Here is a 17,312-nt window from a genome sequence, read left to right on the forward strand (position 1 = left end):
CGCCGATCTCGCACCCGCGCCCCACCACCGTCTGCGCGCCGATCCGCGCCCGCTCGCCGACGCGCGTGCCGTCGCCCAGCACCGCGTACGGCCCCACGGTGGCGGAAGCGGCGACGGAGACGCCCGCGCCCAGCACCGCCGTGGGGTGCACGCCGGGGGCTGCGGGCGGCTCGGGGTAGAACAGCGGCAGCAGGCGCGCGAGGGCGCGGCGCGGGTCGTCCACCCGCACCGCGCTCATCCCGGCGGGAAGCTGCACGCGGGCGTCGCGCGCCACGAGCACGGCGCCCGCCCGGGAGGCCTGAATGTACGGGTGGTATCTCGCTTCGGCAACGAACGACAGGTGTTCGGGCCCGGCTTCTTCCAGCGGGGCCACCCCGCGCAGCAGGAGGGCGCCGTCGCCTTCCAGGTCGCCCTCGGACACACGCGCCACGTCCGCCGCCGTCAACTCCGCCATGTGCTTCCGTTCATGTGATGCAGCGGGTTCGTTTGACATCGGTGCCGAACCCGTTGGGAACTGCGTTTGTGGGCGTGCCCCTCCGCTGCGCTCCGGGTCGGGCTTCGCGCGCCGTAAGGCACGATACAACTGTGCCTAACGGCGCCGAGCCCCCTCCGTTCCGGGGCAACGGTACTGCTGTTGCCCCTGCACTCCGGGCTCTCGGCCCGGCGGGCGCGAATCCCTCACGCCGGGAAGAAAGTGCGAAGTGCCAAGTGCTCAGTGCCAAGTGCCCGGCCCCTTTCGTACTTCCGTACTTTCGTACTTCCGTACTTTCGTACTTTCGTTCTGCACCCCGCGCGAATGCCCATCCCTCTGGGCACTGGGCACTTGCCCCTGGGCACTTCCCCTAACGCACGATGCCCGCGACAAACCATGTCGCGGGCATCGAAGCTAGCGGGGCGCGGGGCGCCCGGCAAATTCCGTCGGGCGGAAGGCTTACGGGCGGCGCGGGCCGGCCGGGGCAGCCCCGGGGGCCGCCGGCGTGCCGCCCAGGCGGCGCACCACCTGGTCCGTCACGTCCAGCGCCGGATCCACCGCCACGATCACGCCCTCCGGCGGATCCATGATGAAGCTGAACCCGCCCGCCGCGCGCACTTCCTCCAGCACGCCGCGAATGCGCTCCATCACCGGCCGCACCAGCGCCTGCTCGCGCGTCTGCACCTGCTGCTGAATCTGCTGCGCGCGCTGCTGGTACTGCGCAAACTGCTGCTGCAGCGCCTGCTGCCGCTGCTGGCGCACCGCGTCGGTCAGCGTGGTCTGAGACCGCAGTTCCGCGTCGGCGCGGCCCAGGCGGGCCTCCAGCGAGTCGATCTCCGCGCGCTGCGTGGCGAACTCGCGCTCCAGCGTGGCCCGCACCTCGGCGAACGCCGGAGTCTCGGCCAGCACCCGCTGCGAGTTGATGTAGCCCATCTTGAGCTGCGCATGGGCCGGAGCCGCCATGGCGGCCAGGGCCAGGGCGCCCGCGAAGGCAAACGACAGAATCCGCTTCATTTCAGATGCTCTCCCGAATCTCGGGGGTTAGAAGGAGTTGCCCAGCTTGAAGTGAATCTCCCAGCCCGGGTCCGGGCGGTCGAATCCGTACGCCGCGTCGATGCCGATGGCGCCCAGGAACGGGGTCACCAGCGTAACGCCCACGCCCGCGCCGCGGTACAGCCGCGAGGTGGGGTTGAACTCGCCCACCGAGCCGAACACGTTGCCCGCGTCGCCAAAGGCCGACACCGAAAGCGCGTCCGTGAGCCGCAGCGCGTACTCGCCCGTCACGGTGAAGAAGGCGTCGCCGAGGCAGTTGAGCTCCAGGCTGCGGTTGCACTGCAGGCTGTAGCCGCGCGGCCCGATGCTGCTCTCCTGGTACCCGCGCAGCGGCTGCCCGAACTGCACGCCGCCCACGTAGAAGCGCTCGAACGGCAGCGGACCCGCGTCGCCAAAGATGGCGCCCGCCCGCCCGTTCAGCCCCAGCGCCATGGTCGGCGCGCGGGGCGAGCTGCCCAGCCGGCCCACCGGCACCCACCACTCCGCCTGCGTAAACAGCTTCTGGAAGTTGGCGCTGCCGCCCAGCGGCCCGCCCGTCTGCTCCAGCTGCACCGACTGCCGCGTGCCCGCCGTGGGAAAGAGCGGGTGGTTCTTGGTGTCGCGCGCCACCGACAGCGACAGCGTGCTGGCCGTGGCGTCCGGAAGGCAGAACAGGCTGTTGGAGCCGTTGCACGCCTCTTCGTCGTCCGTCTCGTACGCCGTGCGCGAGAGCGAGTAGCCCAGGAACGCCCGCGTGCGCTGCGATCCCGGAACCGGGAAGCCGAACTGCAGCGAGGCGCCCGTGCGGGTGCGGCGCCCATTGCCGAAGCGCGCGTACCGGTCGCCGGAGCGGAACACCGACACGCTCCCCGAGTTGCGCCCGCCGTTGATGGATGGGTCGCTGTAGCTCAGTTCCAGCGTGCTGCGGCCGTAGCCCACCTCGGCGCGCACGTTGGCCTGCTTGCCCTGGCCGAACAGGTTGGGCTCCTGAAAGCCCAGGAAACCGGCGAAGCGCCCGCTGTTGCCGCTGTACGGCGACCCGCCGAACACCGTGCCGAAGTTCACGCTCCCCGTCTGCTTCTCCTTGACGTGGAAGGTGATGTCCACCGTCCCCGTCTCGGGGTTGGGAACGATGTCGGGCACCGGCATGGGGGTTTCAAAGAAGCCCAGGCCGCTGATGGCCTGGTAGCTCTGCATCACCCGCGCTTCGCTGTACACGTCGCCCGGCACCACCCACAGGCGGTCGCGGATCACCGACTCGTGCGTGTTGGTGTTCCCGGCGAACGCCACCCGGCGGATGTAGAACGGCTGCTGCTCCGAGACGGCCAGCGACACGTTCACCCGCGGGGGCTGCCCGGCGGCGCCCGGCATGCGCTGCACGGAGGGGATCACCTGCGCGTACAGGTAGCCCTCGTTGCGGTACTGCTGCTCGATGGCCGTGGCCGCCGCGTTCAGCGCGCCCTGGTCAAACACCTCGCCCGCTTCGCGCTCGTGCTGGCTGCCAAAAGGCAGGCCCAGCACCGAACGGCGCTGCGTGGTGAACTGCTCGGCCAGGATCTCCGTGGGAAAGCGTGAGTTGCCCTCCACGTTGAACTCGCCCAGGCGGTACTGCGGCCCCTCGGACACCTCGATGGTCAGCCGCGCCTTGCCGGTGGAGGGATCCACCACCAGCGTGTCGCGCACCACGGCGAAGTCGATGTAGCCGTGCGAGCCGTAGAACTGCGGCAGGTGGGTGCGCAGGTCCTCGTCAAAGGTCGCCCGGTCAAACTTGCCGGTGCGGAACCACAGGAAGCCTTCTTCCCGCGTGCTCAGCGCGCCCTTGAGCACGTCGTCGCCGAACGCCTGGTTGCCCGTGAAGTCGATGTCGCTGATGGCCAGGCGGTTGCCTTCGCGCACGGTAAAGGTCAGGCGCACGCCGCCGGTGGGCACCGGCTGGGTCGCCGTGTCCACCGCCAGCACCTGCACCCCCTTCTTGGCCAGCAGGTCGCGGATCAGCTTGATGGCCGTGGCCACGCGCTGCGGCTCCAGCGGAGTGTTCTCACGCAGCCCGGCGGAGTCGCGCACCGTGGTGCCGGCAATGCTGCGCAGCCCCTCGAAGCGCACCTCGGCCAGCAGCGGCCGCTCGCGCACGTCCACCACCAAGGGCCCGTGCCCCGCGTCGGGGTTGCGGACGGAAACCTGCACCGACTCGTAGTTCCCCGACGACATCAGGCGGCGGATGGCGTCCTGCACCACGGGCGCGGTCACCGTGGCGCCCGGGCGCAGGCCCAGCGTGGAGCGCACCGCCTCTTCGGCGATGCGTTGCGAGCCGCGCACCACCACCGTGTCCACCACGAAGCCCGGAGGGGGCGCGGCGGGGGCCGTTTGTGCGGGGGCGGCGCGCGGAGCGAGCGCGCCGGAGGCGAAAAGGAGGAGGGCCGCCGCGGCGGCCCGTCCCCGAATGGAGTGAAACACCTGGATTCTGTTACACGGTCTGGGTTTTCGACGGAACCCGGAAGGCCAGTTTCTGGCGATCTTCGGCGACCGACACCTCGATCTCGTCGCCCGGGCTGTACTCCGACGTGAGGATCTTTTCCGACAGCGGATCCTCCAGGTACCGCTGAATGGCCCGCCGCAGGGGGCGCGCGCCGAACTTTTCGTCGTAGCCGTGCTCCACCATGAAGTCCACGGCCTCGTCGGTCAGCTTCAGCGAGAGCTCTTCCTCCTTCAGCCGGTTCTCCACGTCCTTGAGCAGGTTGTGGATGATGGAACCGATCTGCTCGCGGGTCAGCGGGTGGAACACGATCACGTCGTCCAGCCGGTTGATGAACTCCGGGTTGAACGCGCGCTCGATCTCCTCCTTGACCTTTTCCTCCATGCGGTCGTACTGCGACTGCTGGCTCGGGGCATGAAAGCCCAGCCCCGGGCCCTTGCCGATGTCGCGGGCGCCCAGGTTGGAGGTCATGATCACCACCGTGTTCTTGAAGTCGATCACGCGGCCGTAGTTGTCGGTCAGGTGACCTTCATCCAGCACCTGCAGCAGCAGGTTGAACACGTCCGGGTGCGCCTTTTCGATCTCGTCCAGCAGCACCACCGAGTACGGCTTGCGCCGCACGGCCTTGGTAAGGGTGCCGCTGTCCTCGTACCCCACGTACCCCGGAGGCGCGCCGATCAGCCGCGACACCGAGAACTTCTCCATGTACTCCGACATGTCCACGCGGATGAGCGCGTTGCGGTCGGCGAACAGGAACTCGGCCAGCCCGCGGGCCAGCTCCGTCTTGCCCACGCCCGTGGGCCCGGCAAAGATGAACGAGCCGATGGGGCGGTTGGGGTCCTTGAGCCCCGCCCGGCTGCGGCGGATGGCCCGCGAAATGATCTGCACCGCGCGGTCCTGCCCCACGATGCGCTCGTGCAGCTCCCCTTCCATGTTCACCAGGCGGGCCGTCTCGGCCTGCTTCAGGCGCGTAACCGGAATGCCGGTCCAGCGGCTGACGATGAACGCCACGTCCTCCTCGCTCAGCGCGGGGCGGTTGGTCTTGCGCTCCTCTTCCCAGCTCTTTTCGCGGTCCTGAATGCGCTTCTGCAGTTCGCGCTCGTAGTCGCGCAGCTCGGCGGCGCGCTCGAAGTCCTGGTCGCGAATGGCGCCGTCCTTCTTGCCGGCCACTTCCTCCAGCTGCTTCTTGAGCTCTTCCACGTCCGGCGGCGGCACCTGCGTCTGCAGGCGCGCCCGGGCCCCGGCCTCGTCGATCACGTCGATGGCCTTGTCGGGCAGGAACCGGTCGGTGATGTAGCGCTCCGACAGCTTGACGGCCGCCTCGATCACCTCGTCGGTGATGCGGATGCGGTGGTGGTCCTCGTAGTGCCCGCGCAGCCCGGTGACGATCTGGATGGCCTCGTCGATGCTGGGCGGATCCACGTTCACCGTCTGGAAGCGGCGCTCCAGGGCGCCGTCCTTTTCAATGTACTTGCGGTACTCGTTCAGCGTCGACGCGCCCACGCACTGCAGCTCGCCGCGGGCCAGCGCCGGCTTGAGCATGTTGCTGGCGTCGATGGCGCCTTCGGCCGCGCCCGCGCCCACCAGGGTGTGCAGCTCGTCGATGAACAGGATGATGCTCTTGTTCTGGCTGATCTCGTTCATCACAGCCTTGAGCCGCTCCTCGAACTGGCCGCGGTACTTGGTGCCGGCGATGACGGCGGCCATGTCCAGCGACAGCACGCGGTAGTCGCGCAGGCTGTCGGGGCACTTGCCCTCCGCGATCAGCTGGGCCAGCCCCTCCACGATGGCCGTCTTGCCCACCCCGGGCTCGCCGATGAGCACTGGGTTGTTCTTCTTGCGGCGCGACAGAATCTCCATCACCCGCTCGATCTCTTCCGCGCGGCCGATGGTGGGGTCCAGGTCGCCCTGGCGCGCCAGCTCGGTCAGGTCGCGGCAGAAGTGGTCCAGCGCGGGCGTCTTGCTCTTCTTTTCGCCCTTGGGCGTGGCGCCGGTGCCGGCGGCCGCGGCGGGGGTGCCCGTGGAGGGCGCGGCGTTGGGCTCGCTCCCCAGCAGCTTGAGCGTTTCGCGGCGCGCGTCCTCCAGGCTCACGCCCAGCTGCGTGAGCACCTCGGCGGCGATCCCCTTCTCTTCGCGCAGCAGCCCCAGCAGCAGGTGCTCGGTGCCCACGTACGAGTGGTTGAGCTCGCGGGCCTCGGCCATGGCGAACTCCAGTACCTTCTTGGCGCGCGACGTGTACGGCAGCTCGCCCAGGGCAATGGTGGCCTTGCCGCGCCGAACCGACTCCTCGACCTTTTCCTGCACCTGCTCCAGGTCGACGTTCAGGTTGTTCAGCACGGCCGCGGCGACGCCCTCGCCCTCGCGGATGAGCCCCAGGAGGATGTGCTCGGTCCCGACGTAGTCGTGCTGCAGGCGAATGGCCTCCTCGCGGGCCATTGCCAGGACCTTCCGCACGCGGTCGGTGAAGTTGTAGTTCATGTCAGCAGGACCTTGGTTCGGGCGGGACCACGTTCGTCAATCAAAGCACTCGGCCAGGGGGCCGGGCTACGCATTCGCCGCGCCAGATTCTTCAGCAGCCAGGACACCGCGAACGAACGCCGCGCGGCGCACGTCCGGGTCGGCCTGGGGGACCGATGCTTCGCCCGCGCGCTCCAGGTGCGCGGACTGGGCGAAGATCATGATCCGGTTGAGGGTCTGTACACGAACGTTCTCGATTAGTTTCAGCCCCACGCCCAGCCGCACGCCGCTCAGCAGGTTCATCACCTCCTCGAACGAAGTGGACCGCGCGTGGCGCAGCAACCCGTATGCGCGCCACACCTTGTCCTCGATCACGGTGGGGGCGTCGCGCAGCAGCACGGCGCGGGCCTGCGTCTCGTACTGCACCACCTGCTGCACGATGCGCTGCAGGTGGTCGATCAGGTCCTCTTCCGTCTTGCCCAGCGTGGTCTGGTTGCTGATCTGGAAGAAGTTGCCCACCACGTCGCTCCCCTCGCCGTAGAGCCCGCGAAAGGTGAGCCCCACCTGGCTGATCCCCTGCAGCACCTTGGCGATCTCCTGCGTGAGCACCAGCCCGGGCAGGTGCATGAGCACCGAGGCGCGCAGCCCCGTCCCCACGTTCGTCGGACAGGACGTCAGGTAGCCGAACTCGGGGTGAAAGGCGTAGGGGACGCGCTGCCCCAGCTCGTCGTCCAGCCGCTCCACGTCGCGCCAGGCGTCGCGCAGGCGAAAGCCGCCCACGATGTTCTGCAGGCGCAGGTGGTCTTCTTCGTTCACCATCACGCTCAGCGCCTCGCCGGGCGCGAGGACGAGCGCGGTGTGCGTGGGCGCCACGTGCCCTTCGCCGCCCACCAGTTCGCGGCTCACCAGGTGGCGCTCCACCAGCAGCTGCCGCTCGCGCTCGTCCAGCTGGCTCACGGTGACGTTGCGGCCGGCCTGCAGCGAGGGCGCCGCGTCCGCCGCGGCCAGGGTGAGGCGCAGCACCTCGCCGCGGTCGTCGGCGTCCGCGCGGGTGCCGAAGCGAAAGTTCTGAAGGTTGCGCGCCAGCCGGATGCGCGTGCTGAGCACGATGTCGCTGTGCGGCCCGTCCGCGCGCAGCCAGGCCAGCCCGGCGTCGGTGTCGCCGTCCAGAAAGCGTTCCCTCATCTCAGGCCTCCTGTCCGGCTTCCAGGCGGCGGATCTGGTCGCGCAGCGCGGCCGCCCGCTCAAAGTCCTCGCTGTCCACGGCGCGCCCCAGCCCGCGGCGCAGGCTCACCAGCCGCGCCGTGCGGTCCGTTTCCGTCGGGTCCTTGGGAAGATAGACCTTGCCGCTGTGCTGGGTGCCGCCGTGCAGCTTGCGCAGCAGCCCGCGCAGCGAGGTATCGAACACGGAGTAGCAGCGGGCGCACCCCAGCCGCCCCGTCTTCTTGAAGTCCGCCAGGGTGAGGCCGCAGCTGGGGCAGGTGCCCGCCGTGGCGACCGTCTCGGAGGCGATGGCCTTGCCCATCTGGGCGATGAAGTCCGCCAGCGGGGCCGAGGGGCCCGCGCCGCCAGAGGAAAGGCCCATGGTTTCGGCGCACACCTCGCAGAGGTGGCGCGTGGTCATCTCGTTGTTCTGAATCTGGGTGAGGTGGATGGCCGCCTCGTTCTTGCCGCAGTTTTCACACAGCATCCCGCAGTCCTCCCTGTTCCCCCGCCCCGCCCTCCAGGGCGGCGCGGGCGTCCACCAGCTGTCCCCCGTGCAGCCGCAGAACGCGGTCCGCGCGCGCGGCAAGGGAAAGGTCGTGCGTCACCAGCACCATGGCCGCGCGCTCCTCGCGGCAGACGCGAAAGAGGTGCTCGTGCAGCCGCTCGCTCGTGTCGGGGTCCAGGTTGCCGCTGGGCTCGTCGGCCAGCAGCGCCAGCGGCCGGTTGGCCAGCGCCCGGGCCACGGCAACCCGCTGCTGCTCGCCGCCGGAAAGCTGCGCCGGCTTGTGCTCCACCCGACCCGACAGGCCGACGAGGTCCAACAGCTCGCGGGCGCGGTCGCGCGCGGCGCGGTCGCCCACCCCGGCCACCAGCTGCGGCATCATCACGTTTTCCAGCGCGCTGAACTCGCGCAGCAGGTGGTGGAACTGAAAGACGAACCCCACCGTCCGGCCGCGCAGCCGCGCCAGCGCCTCGTCCTTCATCCCCGCGATGCGCTCGCCGCCGATGGACACGTCGCCCGCATCCGGGCGGTCCAGCGCGCCGATCACCTGCAGCAGGGTGCTCTTGCCGCTCCCCGAGGCGCCGATGACGGACACCATCTCCCCGGCGTGCACCTCCAGGTCCACCCCGTCCAGCACGCGGATGGGGGTGCCGTCGCCGCCCACGTACGCCTTGGTGACCCCGTGCGCGGCCAGCGCCGGCGGGCCCGTGCGGTCGATGCTACTCATGGCGGATCGCCTCCACCGGGTCCAGGCGCGCGGCCTGCCATGCGGGATACACCGTGGCCAGAAAGGAGATCACCACCGTGCAGAACAGGATGCCCGCCAGGTCCCACGGATCCACCTTGACCGGCAGGTAGCTCACGAAGTACACCTCGCCGGGAATGCGGATCAGCTTGAAGTGGTCCGTGACCCACGACACCAGCACGCCGCCCGCCCCGCCGATCAGCGCGCCCACCATGCCGATCACCAGCCCCTGCATCATGAACAGGTGCAGGATGCGGCGCGACGTCATCCCCATGCTCTTCAGGATGCCGATCTCGCGCGTCTTGTCGGTCACCACCATCACCAGGGTGGAGACGATGTTGAAGGCGGCGACGATGACGATGAGCAGCAGAATGAGCCCCAGGGCCAGCTTTTCCAGCTTGAGCGCGTTGAACAGCGACGCGTTCATGTCCATCCAGTTGTCCGTGCGGTACGGCAGCCCCAGCGCGCGCTCGATGCGGTTGCCCGCCGGCGCGGCGTTCTCGGGGTCGCGCAGCCGCACCTCCAGCCCGCTCACCGCCTCGCCCAGCCCCGACAGCTCCTGCGCGGCCTCGCGCGAGGTGTACGAGAACTTGCTGTCGTACTCGAACATTCCCGTGCGGAATCCGCCCACGAACTCGAAGTACTCCATCTTGGGCGACGGGCCCATGGGGGTCATGCGGATGTTGGTGAACGACACCACCGTCACCGTGTCGCCCGGAATCAATCCCAGGTGGCTGGCCAGCCCCTGCCCCGCGGCCAGCGGCGGAAGGCCGGAGCGCGTGGGCCCCAGGCTGATCCCCGCCCGGCGCAGGATGGACGGGATGTCCGTGGACCGCGACGCGGGCCCCTCCGTCTCAATGCCGCGCAGCACCGCGCCCTCGGAGTAGCCCGCGCGGTTGCGCAGCCCGATCTCCGTCTGAATGAACGGCCCCGCGGCCTCCACCCCCTCCATCCTGCGGACGGAATCCAGCGGCGTGCGCCAGTCCAGCATCCGCATCCCCTCGCCGTAGGTAAGGACGAAGATGTGCGGATTGACGCCCAGGATGCCGCGCCGCAGCTCGCCCTGCAGCCCGTTCATCACCGCGGTGACGATGATGAGCGCCATCACCCCCACGGACACGCCACCGATGGCGATGAGGGTGATCAGAGACAGGAACCGCGTTCCCCGGCGCGAGGCCAGGTAGCGGCGCGAGATGCGCCACTCCAGCCTCATTCGGGCCTCATGGTGGGGAACAGGATCACGTCGCGGATGGACGCGTTGCCCGACAGGATCATCAGCAGCCGGTCGATCCCCATCCCGAAGCCGCCGGTGGGCGGCATCCCGTACTCCAGCGCGCGCAGAAAGTCCTCGTCCAGCGGCTGCGTCTCGTCATCCCCCGCCAGCGCAAGCCGCGCCTGCGACTCGAAGCGCTCGCGCTGGTCGATGGGGTCGTTCAGCTCGCTGTAGGCGTTCAGCAGTTCCTTGCCCGCCACCATCAACTCGAACCGCTCCGTGAGCGCCGGGTCGCCCCGCTTGGGCTTGGCCAGCGGCGACATTTCGCGCGGGTAGTCGGTGATGAAGGTGGGCTGGATCATCCGCGGCTCCACGTAGGCGCCGAACAGTTCGTCCACCAGCTTGCCGCGGCCCATGGAAGCCACGCTGGCGCGGTCCTTCAGCTCGGGGATGGCCAGGACGGCCGCGCGCAGTTCATCGTCCGAAAGCGACGGCACGTCCACCCCGCCGAACTCGCGGATGGCCTCGTACATGGTGTAGCGCGCGAACGGCGCCTGAAAGCGGATCTCGTGCTCGCCGAAGCGCACGGGCCCGCCGCCCAGGACGTCGTCCACCACATGCACCAGCAGCTCTTCGGTGAGCCGCATGACGTCCTCGTAGTCCATGTACGCGGCGTAGAACTCCAGCATGGTGAACTCGGGGTTGTGAAACCGGCTGAGCCCCTCGTTGCGGAAGTTCCTGCCGATCTCGTACACCCGCTCCATGCCGCCCACGATGAGCCGCTTGAGGTACAGCTCCACCGCGATGCGCAGGTAGAGCTGCATGTCGAGCGCGTTGTGGTGCGTGGTGAATGGCCGGGCCAGCGCGCCGCCGTACAGTGGCTGCAGCACCGGCGTTTCCACCTCCACAAAGCCGCGGTCGTCCAGAAAGCGCCGCAGCGCGCGGACGACCTTCGCCCGCAGCACGAAGGTGTCGCGCACTTCCGGGTTGACGGCCAGGTCCGCGTACCGCTGGCGGTAGCGCGCCTCCACGTCGGTAAAGCCGCTGTACACCCGGCGCTCCCCCGTCTCGGCGTCCACCTCTTCCTTGCCCAGCGGCAGGGGGCGGAGCGCCTTGCTGAGCAGCTGGAACGCCGAAACGCGGAGGGACACTTCGCCCGTCCGCGTGCGGAACAGCACGCCCTCCGCGCCGATCCAGTCGCCCAGGTCCACCAGGTCCAGCAGGCCGTACGCGTCGCCCAGGTCGTTGACGCGCAGATAGAGCTGGATCCTGCCCGTGCGGTCCGCCAGGTGGCCGAAGGTGCTCTTGCCCATCACGCGGCGCGAAACCAGGCGGCCGGCGATGCGCACGGGCTCACCCATCTCGTCCCCGCCGTGCGCCTCCTCGTGCGCGGCAAAGGCGGCCAGCGCTTCCGCGGCGGAGTGCGTGGGCGCGTACGAGTAGGCGTACGGCTCCACCCCCGCCTCGCGCAGGCGCGCCAGCTTGGCCACGCGGTCGGCGACGACGCGCTCGTCGGTGAGCGCCTCGGCCGCCTGCGGCGCCTCGTCACTCATCGGTGTGCACGGCCCCGTACTGCCGCAGGTAGGCGTGAATGAAGGGCTGCAGGTCGCCGTCCATCACCTTCTGGACGTCGGGCACCTTGAGCTCCGTGCGGTGGTCGTTCACCATGGTGTACGGCTGAAACACGTACGAGCGGATCTGGCTGCCGAAGGCGATGTCGGTCTTGGTGTTCTCCAGCTTCGCCTTTTCCTTCTCCTGCTCCTCCAGCGCGCGCTGGTACAGCGCGGCCTTGAGCATCTTCATGGCCGTCGCGCGGTTCTTGTGCTGCGAGCGCTCCTGCTGGCAGGCCACCACGATGCCGGACGGAAGGTGGCGCAGGCGCACGGCCGACGACGTCTTGTTGACGTGCTGGCCGCCGGCGCCGGAGGCGCGGTACACGTCCATCTCAATGTCTTCTTCGCGCACGTCGATCTCGATGGTGTCGTCCACCGACGGGTAGACGAACACGGAGACGAACGAGGTGTGGCGCCGGGCCGCGCTGTCGAAGGGCGAAATGCGGACGAGCCGGTGCACGCCGCGCTCGGCCTTGAGAAAGCCGTACGCGTACTGCCCGCGGATCTCCAGGGTGGCGTCCTTGATGCCGGCCTCTTCGCCTTCCTGCAGGTCCAGCAGCTCGACGTCGAAGCCGTTGCGCTCGCCGAAGCGGGTGTACATGCGCAGGAGCATCTGCGCCCAGTCCTGGCTTTCGGTGCCGCCGGCGCCGGGGTGAATGGTCACCAGGGCGTCGCGGTGGTCGTCCGGGCCCTGGAGCATGTTCTTGAGCTCCAGGTCTTCCAGCGCGGGGCCCAGGCTTTCCACTTCGCGCTGCACCTCGGCGGCCATGTCTTCGTCATGGTCCACCTCCAGCAGGTCCAGCATGTCGCCCAGGTCGGTCACCTTCCCCGACATGGTTTCCCACGGCTCCACCCATCCCTTGACGCGATTGGTTTCGGCGATCACGTCGCGAGCCTTTTCGCCGTCGTTCCAGAACGACGGGTCGGCCATGCGGGCTTCCAGCTGCCTCAGCTTCTCCTGCAGGGCAGCCAGGTCAAAGAAACCTCCCCAGCTCATCGAGCCGGTTGCGGTACGTTTCCAGGTCGGCGCGAAGATTGTTGCTCATCGTCATTCGGTTAGTGGCAACGACAAGGGCCGCCCGGGAGAGCGGCCCCATTCGTTGTACGCCCGCGGGAATGTATCCGTTCCGGGAAGTGCTGGAAAGTACGGGGCCGTACGCCCGTCCCGCGCGCCTCCGTCCACCCGGTCACAGGCGCTCTGCGGAGCTGAGCTCGTACAGCCGCAGGGCGCGGCGCAGGCGTTCCCGGTCGGCCCGCGTCACCAGGTACGCGGAGGCGCACTCCGGCTCGTGCATGCGCATCTGCACGCTGTCCGACCGTACCAGCCGCCACGCGCGCATGCGCTCCAGCGAATCCGCCGGGAGCGCCAGAAAGCGGACGTGCTCCGACTGCCCCGCCCCGGCGGAATGCGAGAACCCCACCGGCAGCCGCCCGCGTGCTTCCCAGGCGGAATCCCGCTCCGCGGGATGGACCGGGAGCATGGCGACCTGCGTCCACGTCAGGGGGCGCGGGGAGCGGGTGGCGGCCACCAGCACCAGCCGCACGGAATCCGCGCGCTCTTCCACGTCCGCGTACAGGGCGAAGGGCGCGCCCGCGAAGGCGGCCCGCTGCGCGGAATCCGCCAAGGGCTGCGCGGCGTCCTTTCGCGCCGCGTACAGGCGCCGCAGGTCCGGGGCGTCGCTGGGGTGCAGGCGCACGCCGGATGCGCCGGAGTCCGCACGCATTTCGTCCATCAACTCGCGCCGCAGCGCCTGCCGGTGCGCCCGCGACAGCGCACGCAGTTCCATTCGCGTGTACGGCGCGTCCCGCAGCGTTCGCGTGGCGATCCAGCCCCCGAACTCCCCGTCCCCGCCCACCACGCGCGTCCACTCGTTCACGACGCGGACGCGCAGTTCGCTCCCCGGCACCGGGCGGAGCAGGACGGAGTCGTCCGGAGCCGGCCCGCTGCGCACCCGCGTGGAGTCGGTGGCGTACACCAGCACCCAGGCGGGCCGGAAGTCGCCCTGCAGCACCCAGGGGCTGCCGGGGCAGAAGACCGGCCGCGCACGCTCCCCGTCCGCCTGGCACATGGCGATGATGACGAGCACCACGATGACCGCCACGGTGGCCGGCGTCCATCGCCGCTCGTCCGGCTCCGGCGCTGCGAGGGCCGGAGCAGGCACGGGGGACGGTGCGGCGGGAGGCGGGGGCGGCGGATCGGGCGCGGGATCCGGAATCCGCCGCATCCGTGACGCGCCGCACCGTCGGCACTCCCCGGGCGCCCGCGGGTAGCGGGAGCCGCAGTACTCACATTCGAACATCACGGCGGGGTGGCGGATGGACAGAGACTCCCCCCGACGGCGGGAGGAGTCTCGGGGACCCTGCGGGGGATGACGACGGACCGGCTTTCAGGGCCGCCGCCCGCGCGATCAGAAGATCGCCTGCCCCTTGGCCAGGATCTCGTTCAGCGCGTCGCGGAAGTGCGGCGTGCTGCGCGCCGCGTCCGTTCCCACCTGCCCCACGTACTCCTCCCAGCTCTTCTTGATCTCCTCCATGAACTCGCGCTTGAGCGAGCCGTCCGCGAGCGCCTTGTCGCGGCGCTCCGGATAGTACATCACGATGTCGGAGATCAGCGCGCGGGCCAGGCGCCGCGCCTTGGCGCCCGGATCGGACTGGCCGAACCCGAACCCGCCGGAGCGCGTGGGAGCCGCCGGTGCAGGCGAAGGGGCCGGAGCGGGCGTCGGCGCGGGAGCCGGCGTCGGCGCAGTAGCCGGAGCAGGCGCGGGTGCCGGAGCAGGCGCCGGCGCGGGAGTCGGCGCGGGGGCCGGCGCTTCCGCGGGTGCCTCGGCCGGGACCGGCGTGGTGACGATGGGCGCGTGGGTGGTGACGGTCGGCGCGTCCGCGGGAAGGGCGGGCGCGGGGGCTGCGGGCGCCGGGGCGGTGGCCGTCGCCGCCGCGGCGGCCGGGGCCTCGGTGCTGGAGAGCGCCGGCGCGGCGGGCGCGCCGGCGCCCGCGACCTCAAACACTCCGCGGCAGATGGAACAGCGGACGCGAACGCCGCCGGCCGGAACCTTGGCGGGGTCCACGCGAAAAACGGTGCTGCAGTGCGTGCACTGGGCGTTCATGGCCTTGTTCGCGGAATGGTCAGGGTCCCGTCAGTCCAGCGGCGGCGGCGCATCATTGTGCCGCCGGTCCACCACGTAGATGGAGCCCGAAAAGGTCTTGGCGTACGCCTTCATCTCCGTCGCCAGTTCGCTGATCTGCGCCGTGTGCACAAAGGTGCGGTGCTCGTTGGTCACCACGCCGATGGAAAGCGTCATCAGCGGCACCTCGTACTCCTCGCCGCGGCGGTCCTTGCCGCGAAAGAAGCCGCGCGCCTGGTCCTCTTCGGCGTAGTGCAGCGGAATAAGCTCGCTGAACACGCTGATCACGTCTTCACAGCACTGCCGGAAGTGCTCCAGCGGGGCGTTGAAGATGAAGTCGTCGCCGCCGATGTGGCCCACGAACGCGGTGGGCGAGTACGCCCGCACCACGTCGCGAAGAATGCGCGACAGGATGAGGATGACCCGGTCGCCGTTGTTGTAGCCGTACCGGTCGTTGAATTCCTTGAAATGGTCCAGGTCGCAGTAGCATACCGCGAACCGGGAGCCCGCGCGCAGCCGCTCGGCGATGTCGCGCTCGATCTGCACGGTGCCGGGGAGCAGCGTGGTGGGGTGCACGCTCACGTCGCGCTCGGCGCGGCGCAGGGCCAGGCGCAGGCGCAGCTCGCACTCGCGCTGCGATAGGCCGTCGGCCAGCACCTCGTCCGCGCCCGCCTCCAGCGCCAGCGCCGCCGCGTCGTCCGCGCCGCCCCCGTCCGCCACGTACACGATCAGGGGAACCACCGAGGTGAACGCCTCGCCCTTCAGGTGGCGGCAGAGCTCCAGCACGGCCCCGGCGTCCGGCGAGCCATCGAGCACGAGGGCCGCGGGATAGGCGCGGCCGACGCGCTCCAGCACGTCCTCGGCGCTGGCCGCGTCGGCGAGCGGCAGCCCCCGCTCGTCCGCGAAGTCGCGGACGGTCTGGGGCGCGGCGCGGCCGTGCGGCGAGTAGTGCAGAAGAAGGCGCTGGGGCATTCGACGGGAGCGGGGTGGGCCGAAAAACGGCGGGGATTCTATCCGGCGGCGGCCGGGGCTGTCAAACTCCGGTCAGGCCGGGGCGCCCGCGGCCGCGTCCAGGGGACGGGCCTCGTCGATGAGCAGAATGGGGATGCCTTCGCGAACCTCGTACCGCAGGCGGTCGCGCTCGCACACCAGCGATTCCGGCTCCCTGTCGTACCGCAGGTCTCCCTTGCACCTGGGGCAGACGAGCAGGTCCAGCAGCCACGGTTCAATCACGCGTTCTTCTCCGGATGGGGCAGCGAAAAGCCGAAGCGCTGCAGCTGAAGCGGGTCCTTGCGCCAGCGCGGCACCACCTTGACCCACAGGTCCAGGTACACCGGCCCGCCCACGAACTCCTCGATCTTCACGCGCGCCGACGAGCCCAGGCGCTTGATGGCCGCCCCGCCCTGCCCGATGATGATGGCCTTCTGCGTGGGGCGTTCCACGTAGATGGTCGCACGGATGTACAGCGGCGACGCGTTCTCGCGAAACTCGTCCACCTTTACGGCGATGCTGTACGGCACTTCCTTTTCGAACAGCTCGAACGCGGCCTCGCGCACGAACTCGGAAACGAAGAAGCGCACCGGCTGGGACGAGATGTCGTCTTCCGGAAACAGAAAGGGCGACTCCGGCAGCCGCCGCGCGATCTCCGCCCGCAGCTCGTCCACGCCCGCGCCCGTGAGCGCCGAGACCTCCCACGGGTCCACCTGGAACCGCTCGCGCGACCAGGCGCGCACCGTTTCCAGCTGTGCCGGCCGCGCCAGGTCCGTCTTGTTGCTGATGACCAGCAGCGACGTGGCGCGCGTGAGCAGCTGCAGCACGTCGGGGGAGAACTCGGGCATGCCCGCGGCGGCGTCCACCAGCAGCAGCACCACGTCGGCGTCGTCGATGACCTCGGTGGCCGCGTACAGCATGGCGCGGTGCAGCAGGTAGCGCGGCTCCACCAGCCCGGGCGTGTCGATGAACACCATCTGCACGCCGTCGCGCGAGTCGATGCCCAGCACCCGTTCGCGCGTGGTCTGGGCCAGCGGCGTGACGATGCTGAGCTTCTGCTCCACCAGCCGGTTCATGAGCGACGACTTGCCGGCGTTGGGATAGCCGACCAGGGCCACGTAGCCCGCCCGCGTGTCTACGGGCGAGGCGGCGGCCGCGTCGTCGTCGTCGCGCGGGACGGCGTCGGGGTGGGGCTGAACGGGATCCATGCGCGAATCTATTCCCCGCCAAGCGTTGCCCGCAAGGCAAATCGCAATGAAATCCGCGCCGCCGCCGCGGAACGCGTCGCGGGTGCGGCGCGTGACGCTACAGTCGTGCCGGGCAGAGTCCGCCAACCGCGTCTCCCACGGAGGTCGCGGAGGTGCACGGAGGTCACGGAGGAACTGCACTGGGCACCGGGCACTGGGCCCTGGGCACCGGGCAATGGGCACTGGGCACCAGGCACTGCGTAGCGTGACAACGGAGAGTCTTGCGCCGCCGCCGGTCTA

General features: G+C 69.9%; 15 protein-coding genes. All 15 read right to left on the reverse strand.

What is annotated here, in order from left to right; all coding sequences use genetic code 11:
• The coding region (locus tag VF665_RS01900; protein ID WP_331051708.1) for an LpxD N-terminal domain-containing protein at window positions 1-454 on the reverse strand (454 nt) is incomplete at its 3' end.
• A gap of 477 nt (window positions 455-931) precedes the next feature.
• Window positions 932-1,486 carry an OmpH family outer membrane protein gene (locus VF665_RS01905; RefSeq protein WP_331051709.1) on the reverse strand — a complete coding sequence of 185 codons (555 nt, stop codon included), beginning with the start codon at window positions 1,484-1,486 and terminating at the stop codon, window positions 932-934.
• A gap of 27 nt (window positions 1,487-1,513) precedes the next feature.
• Complete coding sequence (gene bamA / locus VF665_RS01910) at window positions 1,514-3,958, reverse strand: outer membrane protein assembly factor BamA (RefSeq protein WP_331051710.1); 2,445 nt, start codon at window positions 3,956-3,958, stop codon at window positions 1,514-1,516.
• 10 nt (window positions 3,959-3,968) lie between these two features.
• Window positions 3,969-6,455 carry an ATP-dependent Clp protease ATP-binding subunit gene (locus tag VF665_RS01915; protein WP_331051711.1) on the reverse strand — a complete coding sequence of 829 codons (2,487 nt, stop codon included), beginning with the start codon at window positions 6,453-6,455 and terminating at the stop codon, window positions 3,969-3,971.
• A 66-nt stretch (window positions 6,456-6,521) separates the two neighbouring features.
• Window positions 6,522-7,619, reverse strand: coding sequence for a protein arginine kinase (locus VF665_RS01920; protein ID WP_331051712.1), 1,098 nt, complete (start codon window positions 7,617-7,619; stop codon window positions 6,522-6,524).
• A gap of 1 nt (window position 7,620) precedes the next feature.
• Window positions 7,621-8,124, reverse strand: coding sequence for a UvrB/UvrC motif-containing protein (locus tag VF665_RS01925; protein ID WP_331051713.1), 504 nt, complete (start codon window positions 8,122-8,124; stop codon window positions 7,621-7,623).
• Complete coding sequence (locus VF665_RS01930; RefSeq protein ID WP_331051714.1) at window positions 8,114-8,869, reverse strand: ABC transporter ATP-binding protein; 756 nt, start codon at window positions 8,867-8,869, stop codon at window positions 8,114-8,116. The genes VF665_RS01925 and VF665_RS01930 overlap by 11 nt, the downstream gene beginning before the upstream one ends.
• On the reverse strand, window positions 8,862-10,100 hold the full coding sequence (locus VF665_RS01935) for an ABC transporter permease (RefSeq protein ID WP_331051715.1): 1,239 nt from the start codon (window positions 10,098-10,100) through the stop codon (window positions 8,862-8,864). Before VF665_RS01935 ends, VF665_RS01930 begins: the two co-directional genes overlap by 8 nt.
• On the reverse strand, window positions 10,097-11,653 hold the full coding sequence (gene lysS, locus VF665_RS01940; RefSeq protein ID WP_331051716.1) for a lysine--tRNA ligase: 1,557 nt from the start codon (window positions 11,651-11,653) through the stop codon (window positions 10,097-10,099). The genes VF665_RS01935 and lysS overlap by 4 nt, the downstream gene beginning before the upstream one ends.
• Window positions 11,646-12,759, reverse strand: a protein-coding gene (gene prfB, locus VF665_RS01945) for a peptide chain release factor 2 (RefSeq protein ID WP_333783620.1) whose coding sequence is annotated in 2 segments (ribosomal slippage) — window positions 11,646-12,701 and window positions 12,703-12,759 — 1,113 coding nt in all. Because the reading frame shifts where the segments join, the coding sequence is not laid out codon by codon here. Before prfB ends, lysS begins: the two co-directional genes overlap by 8 nt.
• Window positions 12,760-12,900: 141 nt before the next feature.
• The gene (locus VF665_RS01950; RefSeq protein ID WP_331051718.1) at window positions 12,901-13,875 is read right to left on the reverse strand and encodes a hypothetical protein; all 975 of its coding nucleotides are present in this window, start codon (window positions 13,873-13,875) and stop codon (window positions 12,901-12,903) included.
• A gap of 246 nt (window positions 13,876-14,121) precedes the next feature.
• Window positions 14,122-14,817: a zinc-ribbon domain-containing protein gene (locus tag VF665_RS01955; protein ID WP_331051719.1), complete on the reverse strand. Its 696-nt coding sequence runs from the start codon at window positions 14,815-14,817 to the stop codon at window positions 14,122-14,124.
• Between the two features lie 30 nt (window positions 14,818-14,847).
• Window positions 14,848-15,807, reverse strand: coding sequence for a GGDEF domain-containing protein (locus VF665_RS01960; RefSeq protein WP_331051720.1), 960 nt, complete (start codon window positions 15,805-15,807; stop codon window positions 14,848-14,850).
• Between the two features lie 72 nt (window positions 15,808-15,879).
• Window positions 15,880-16,068 (reverse strand): Trm112 family protein, encoded by a 189-nt coding sequence (locus VF665_RS01965; protein ID WP_331051721.1) that lies wholly within the window; start codon window positions 16,066-16,068, stop codon window positions 15,880-15,882.
• Entirely contained in the window at window positions 16,065-17,033 is a 969-nt protein-coding gene (gene era, locus VF665_RS01970; RefSeq protein WP_331051722.1) for a GTPase Era, read from the reverse strand. The genes VF665_RS01965 and era overlap by 4 nt, the downstream gene beginning before the upstream one ends.
• Window positions 17,034-17,312: the final 279 nt, after the last annotated feature.

Origin of the sequence: Longimicrobium sp. (assembly GCF_036387355.1) — a bacterium.
In the GTDB taxonomy this organism is placed as follows: Bacteria; Gemmatimonadota; Gemmatimonadetes; order Longimicrobiales; family Longimicrobiaceae; genus Longimicrobium.

What these genes read in the sequence shown, in the direction of transcription:
- VF665_RS01905 (WP_331051709.1), bottom strand. Translation starts at nt 1,486, where the DNA reads ATGAAGCGGATTCTGTCGTTTGCCTTCGCGGGCGCCCTGGCCCTGGCC.
- VF665_RS01915 (WP_331051711.1), bottom strand. Translation starts at nt 6,455, where the DNA reads ATGAACTACAACTTCACCGACCGCGTGCGGAAGGTCCTGGCAATGGCC.
- VF665_RS01920 (WP_331051712.1), bottom strand. Translation starts at nt 7,619, where the DNA reads ATGAGGGAACGCTTTCTGGACGGCGACACCGACGCCGGGCTGGCCTGG.
- VF665_RS01925 (WP_331051713.1), bottom strand. Translation starts at nt 8,124, where the DNA reads ATGCTGTGTGAAAACTGCGGCAAGAACGAGGCGGCCATCCACCTCACC.
- VF665_RS01930 (WP_331051714.1), bottom strand. Translation starts at nt 8,869, where the DNA reads ATGAGTAGCATCGACCGCACGGGCCCGCCGGCGCTGGCCGCGCACGGG.
- VF665_RS01935 (WP_331051715.1), bottom strand. Translation starts at nt 10,100, where the DNA reads ATGAGGCTGGAGTGGCGCATCTCGCGCCGCTACCTGGCCTCGCGCCGG.
- lysS (WP_331051716.1), bottom strand. Translation starts at nt 11,653, where the DNA reads ATGAGTGACGAGGCGCCGCAGGCGGCCGAGGCGCTCACCGACGAGCGC.
- VF665_RS01955 (WP_331051719.1), bottom strand. Translation starts at nt 14,817, where the DNA reads ATGAACGCCCAGTGCACGCACTGCAGCACCGTTTTTCGCGTGGACCCC.
- VF665_RS01960 (WP_331051720.1), bottom strand. Translation starts at nt 15,807, where the DNA reads ATGCCCCAGCGCCTTCTTCTGCACTACTCGCCGCACGGCCGCGCCGCG.
- era (WP_331051722.1), bottom strand. Translation starts at nt 17,033, where the DNA reads ATGGATCCCGTTCAGCCCCACCCCGACGCCGTCCCGCGCGACGACGAC.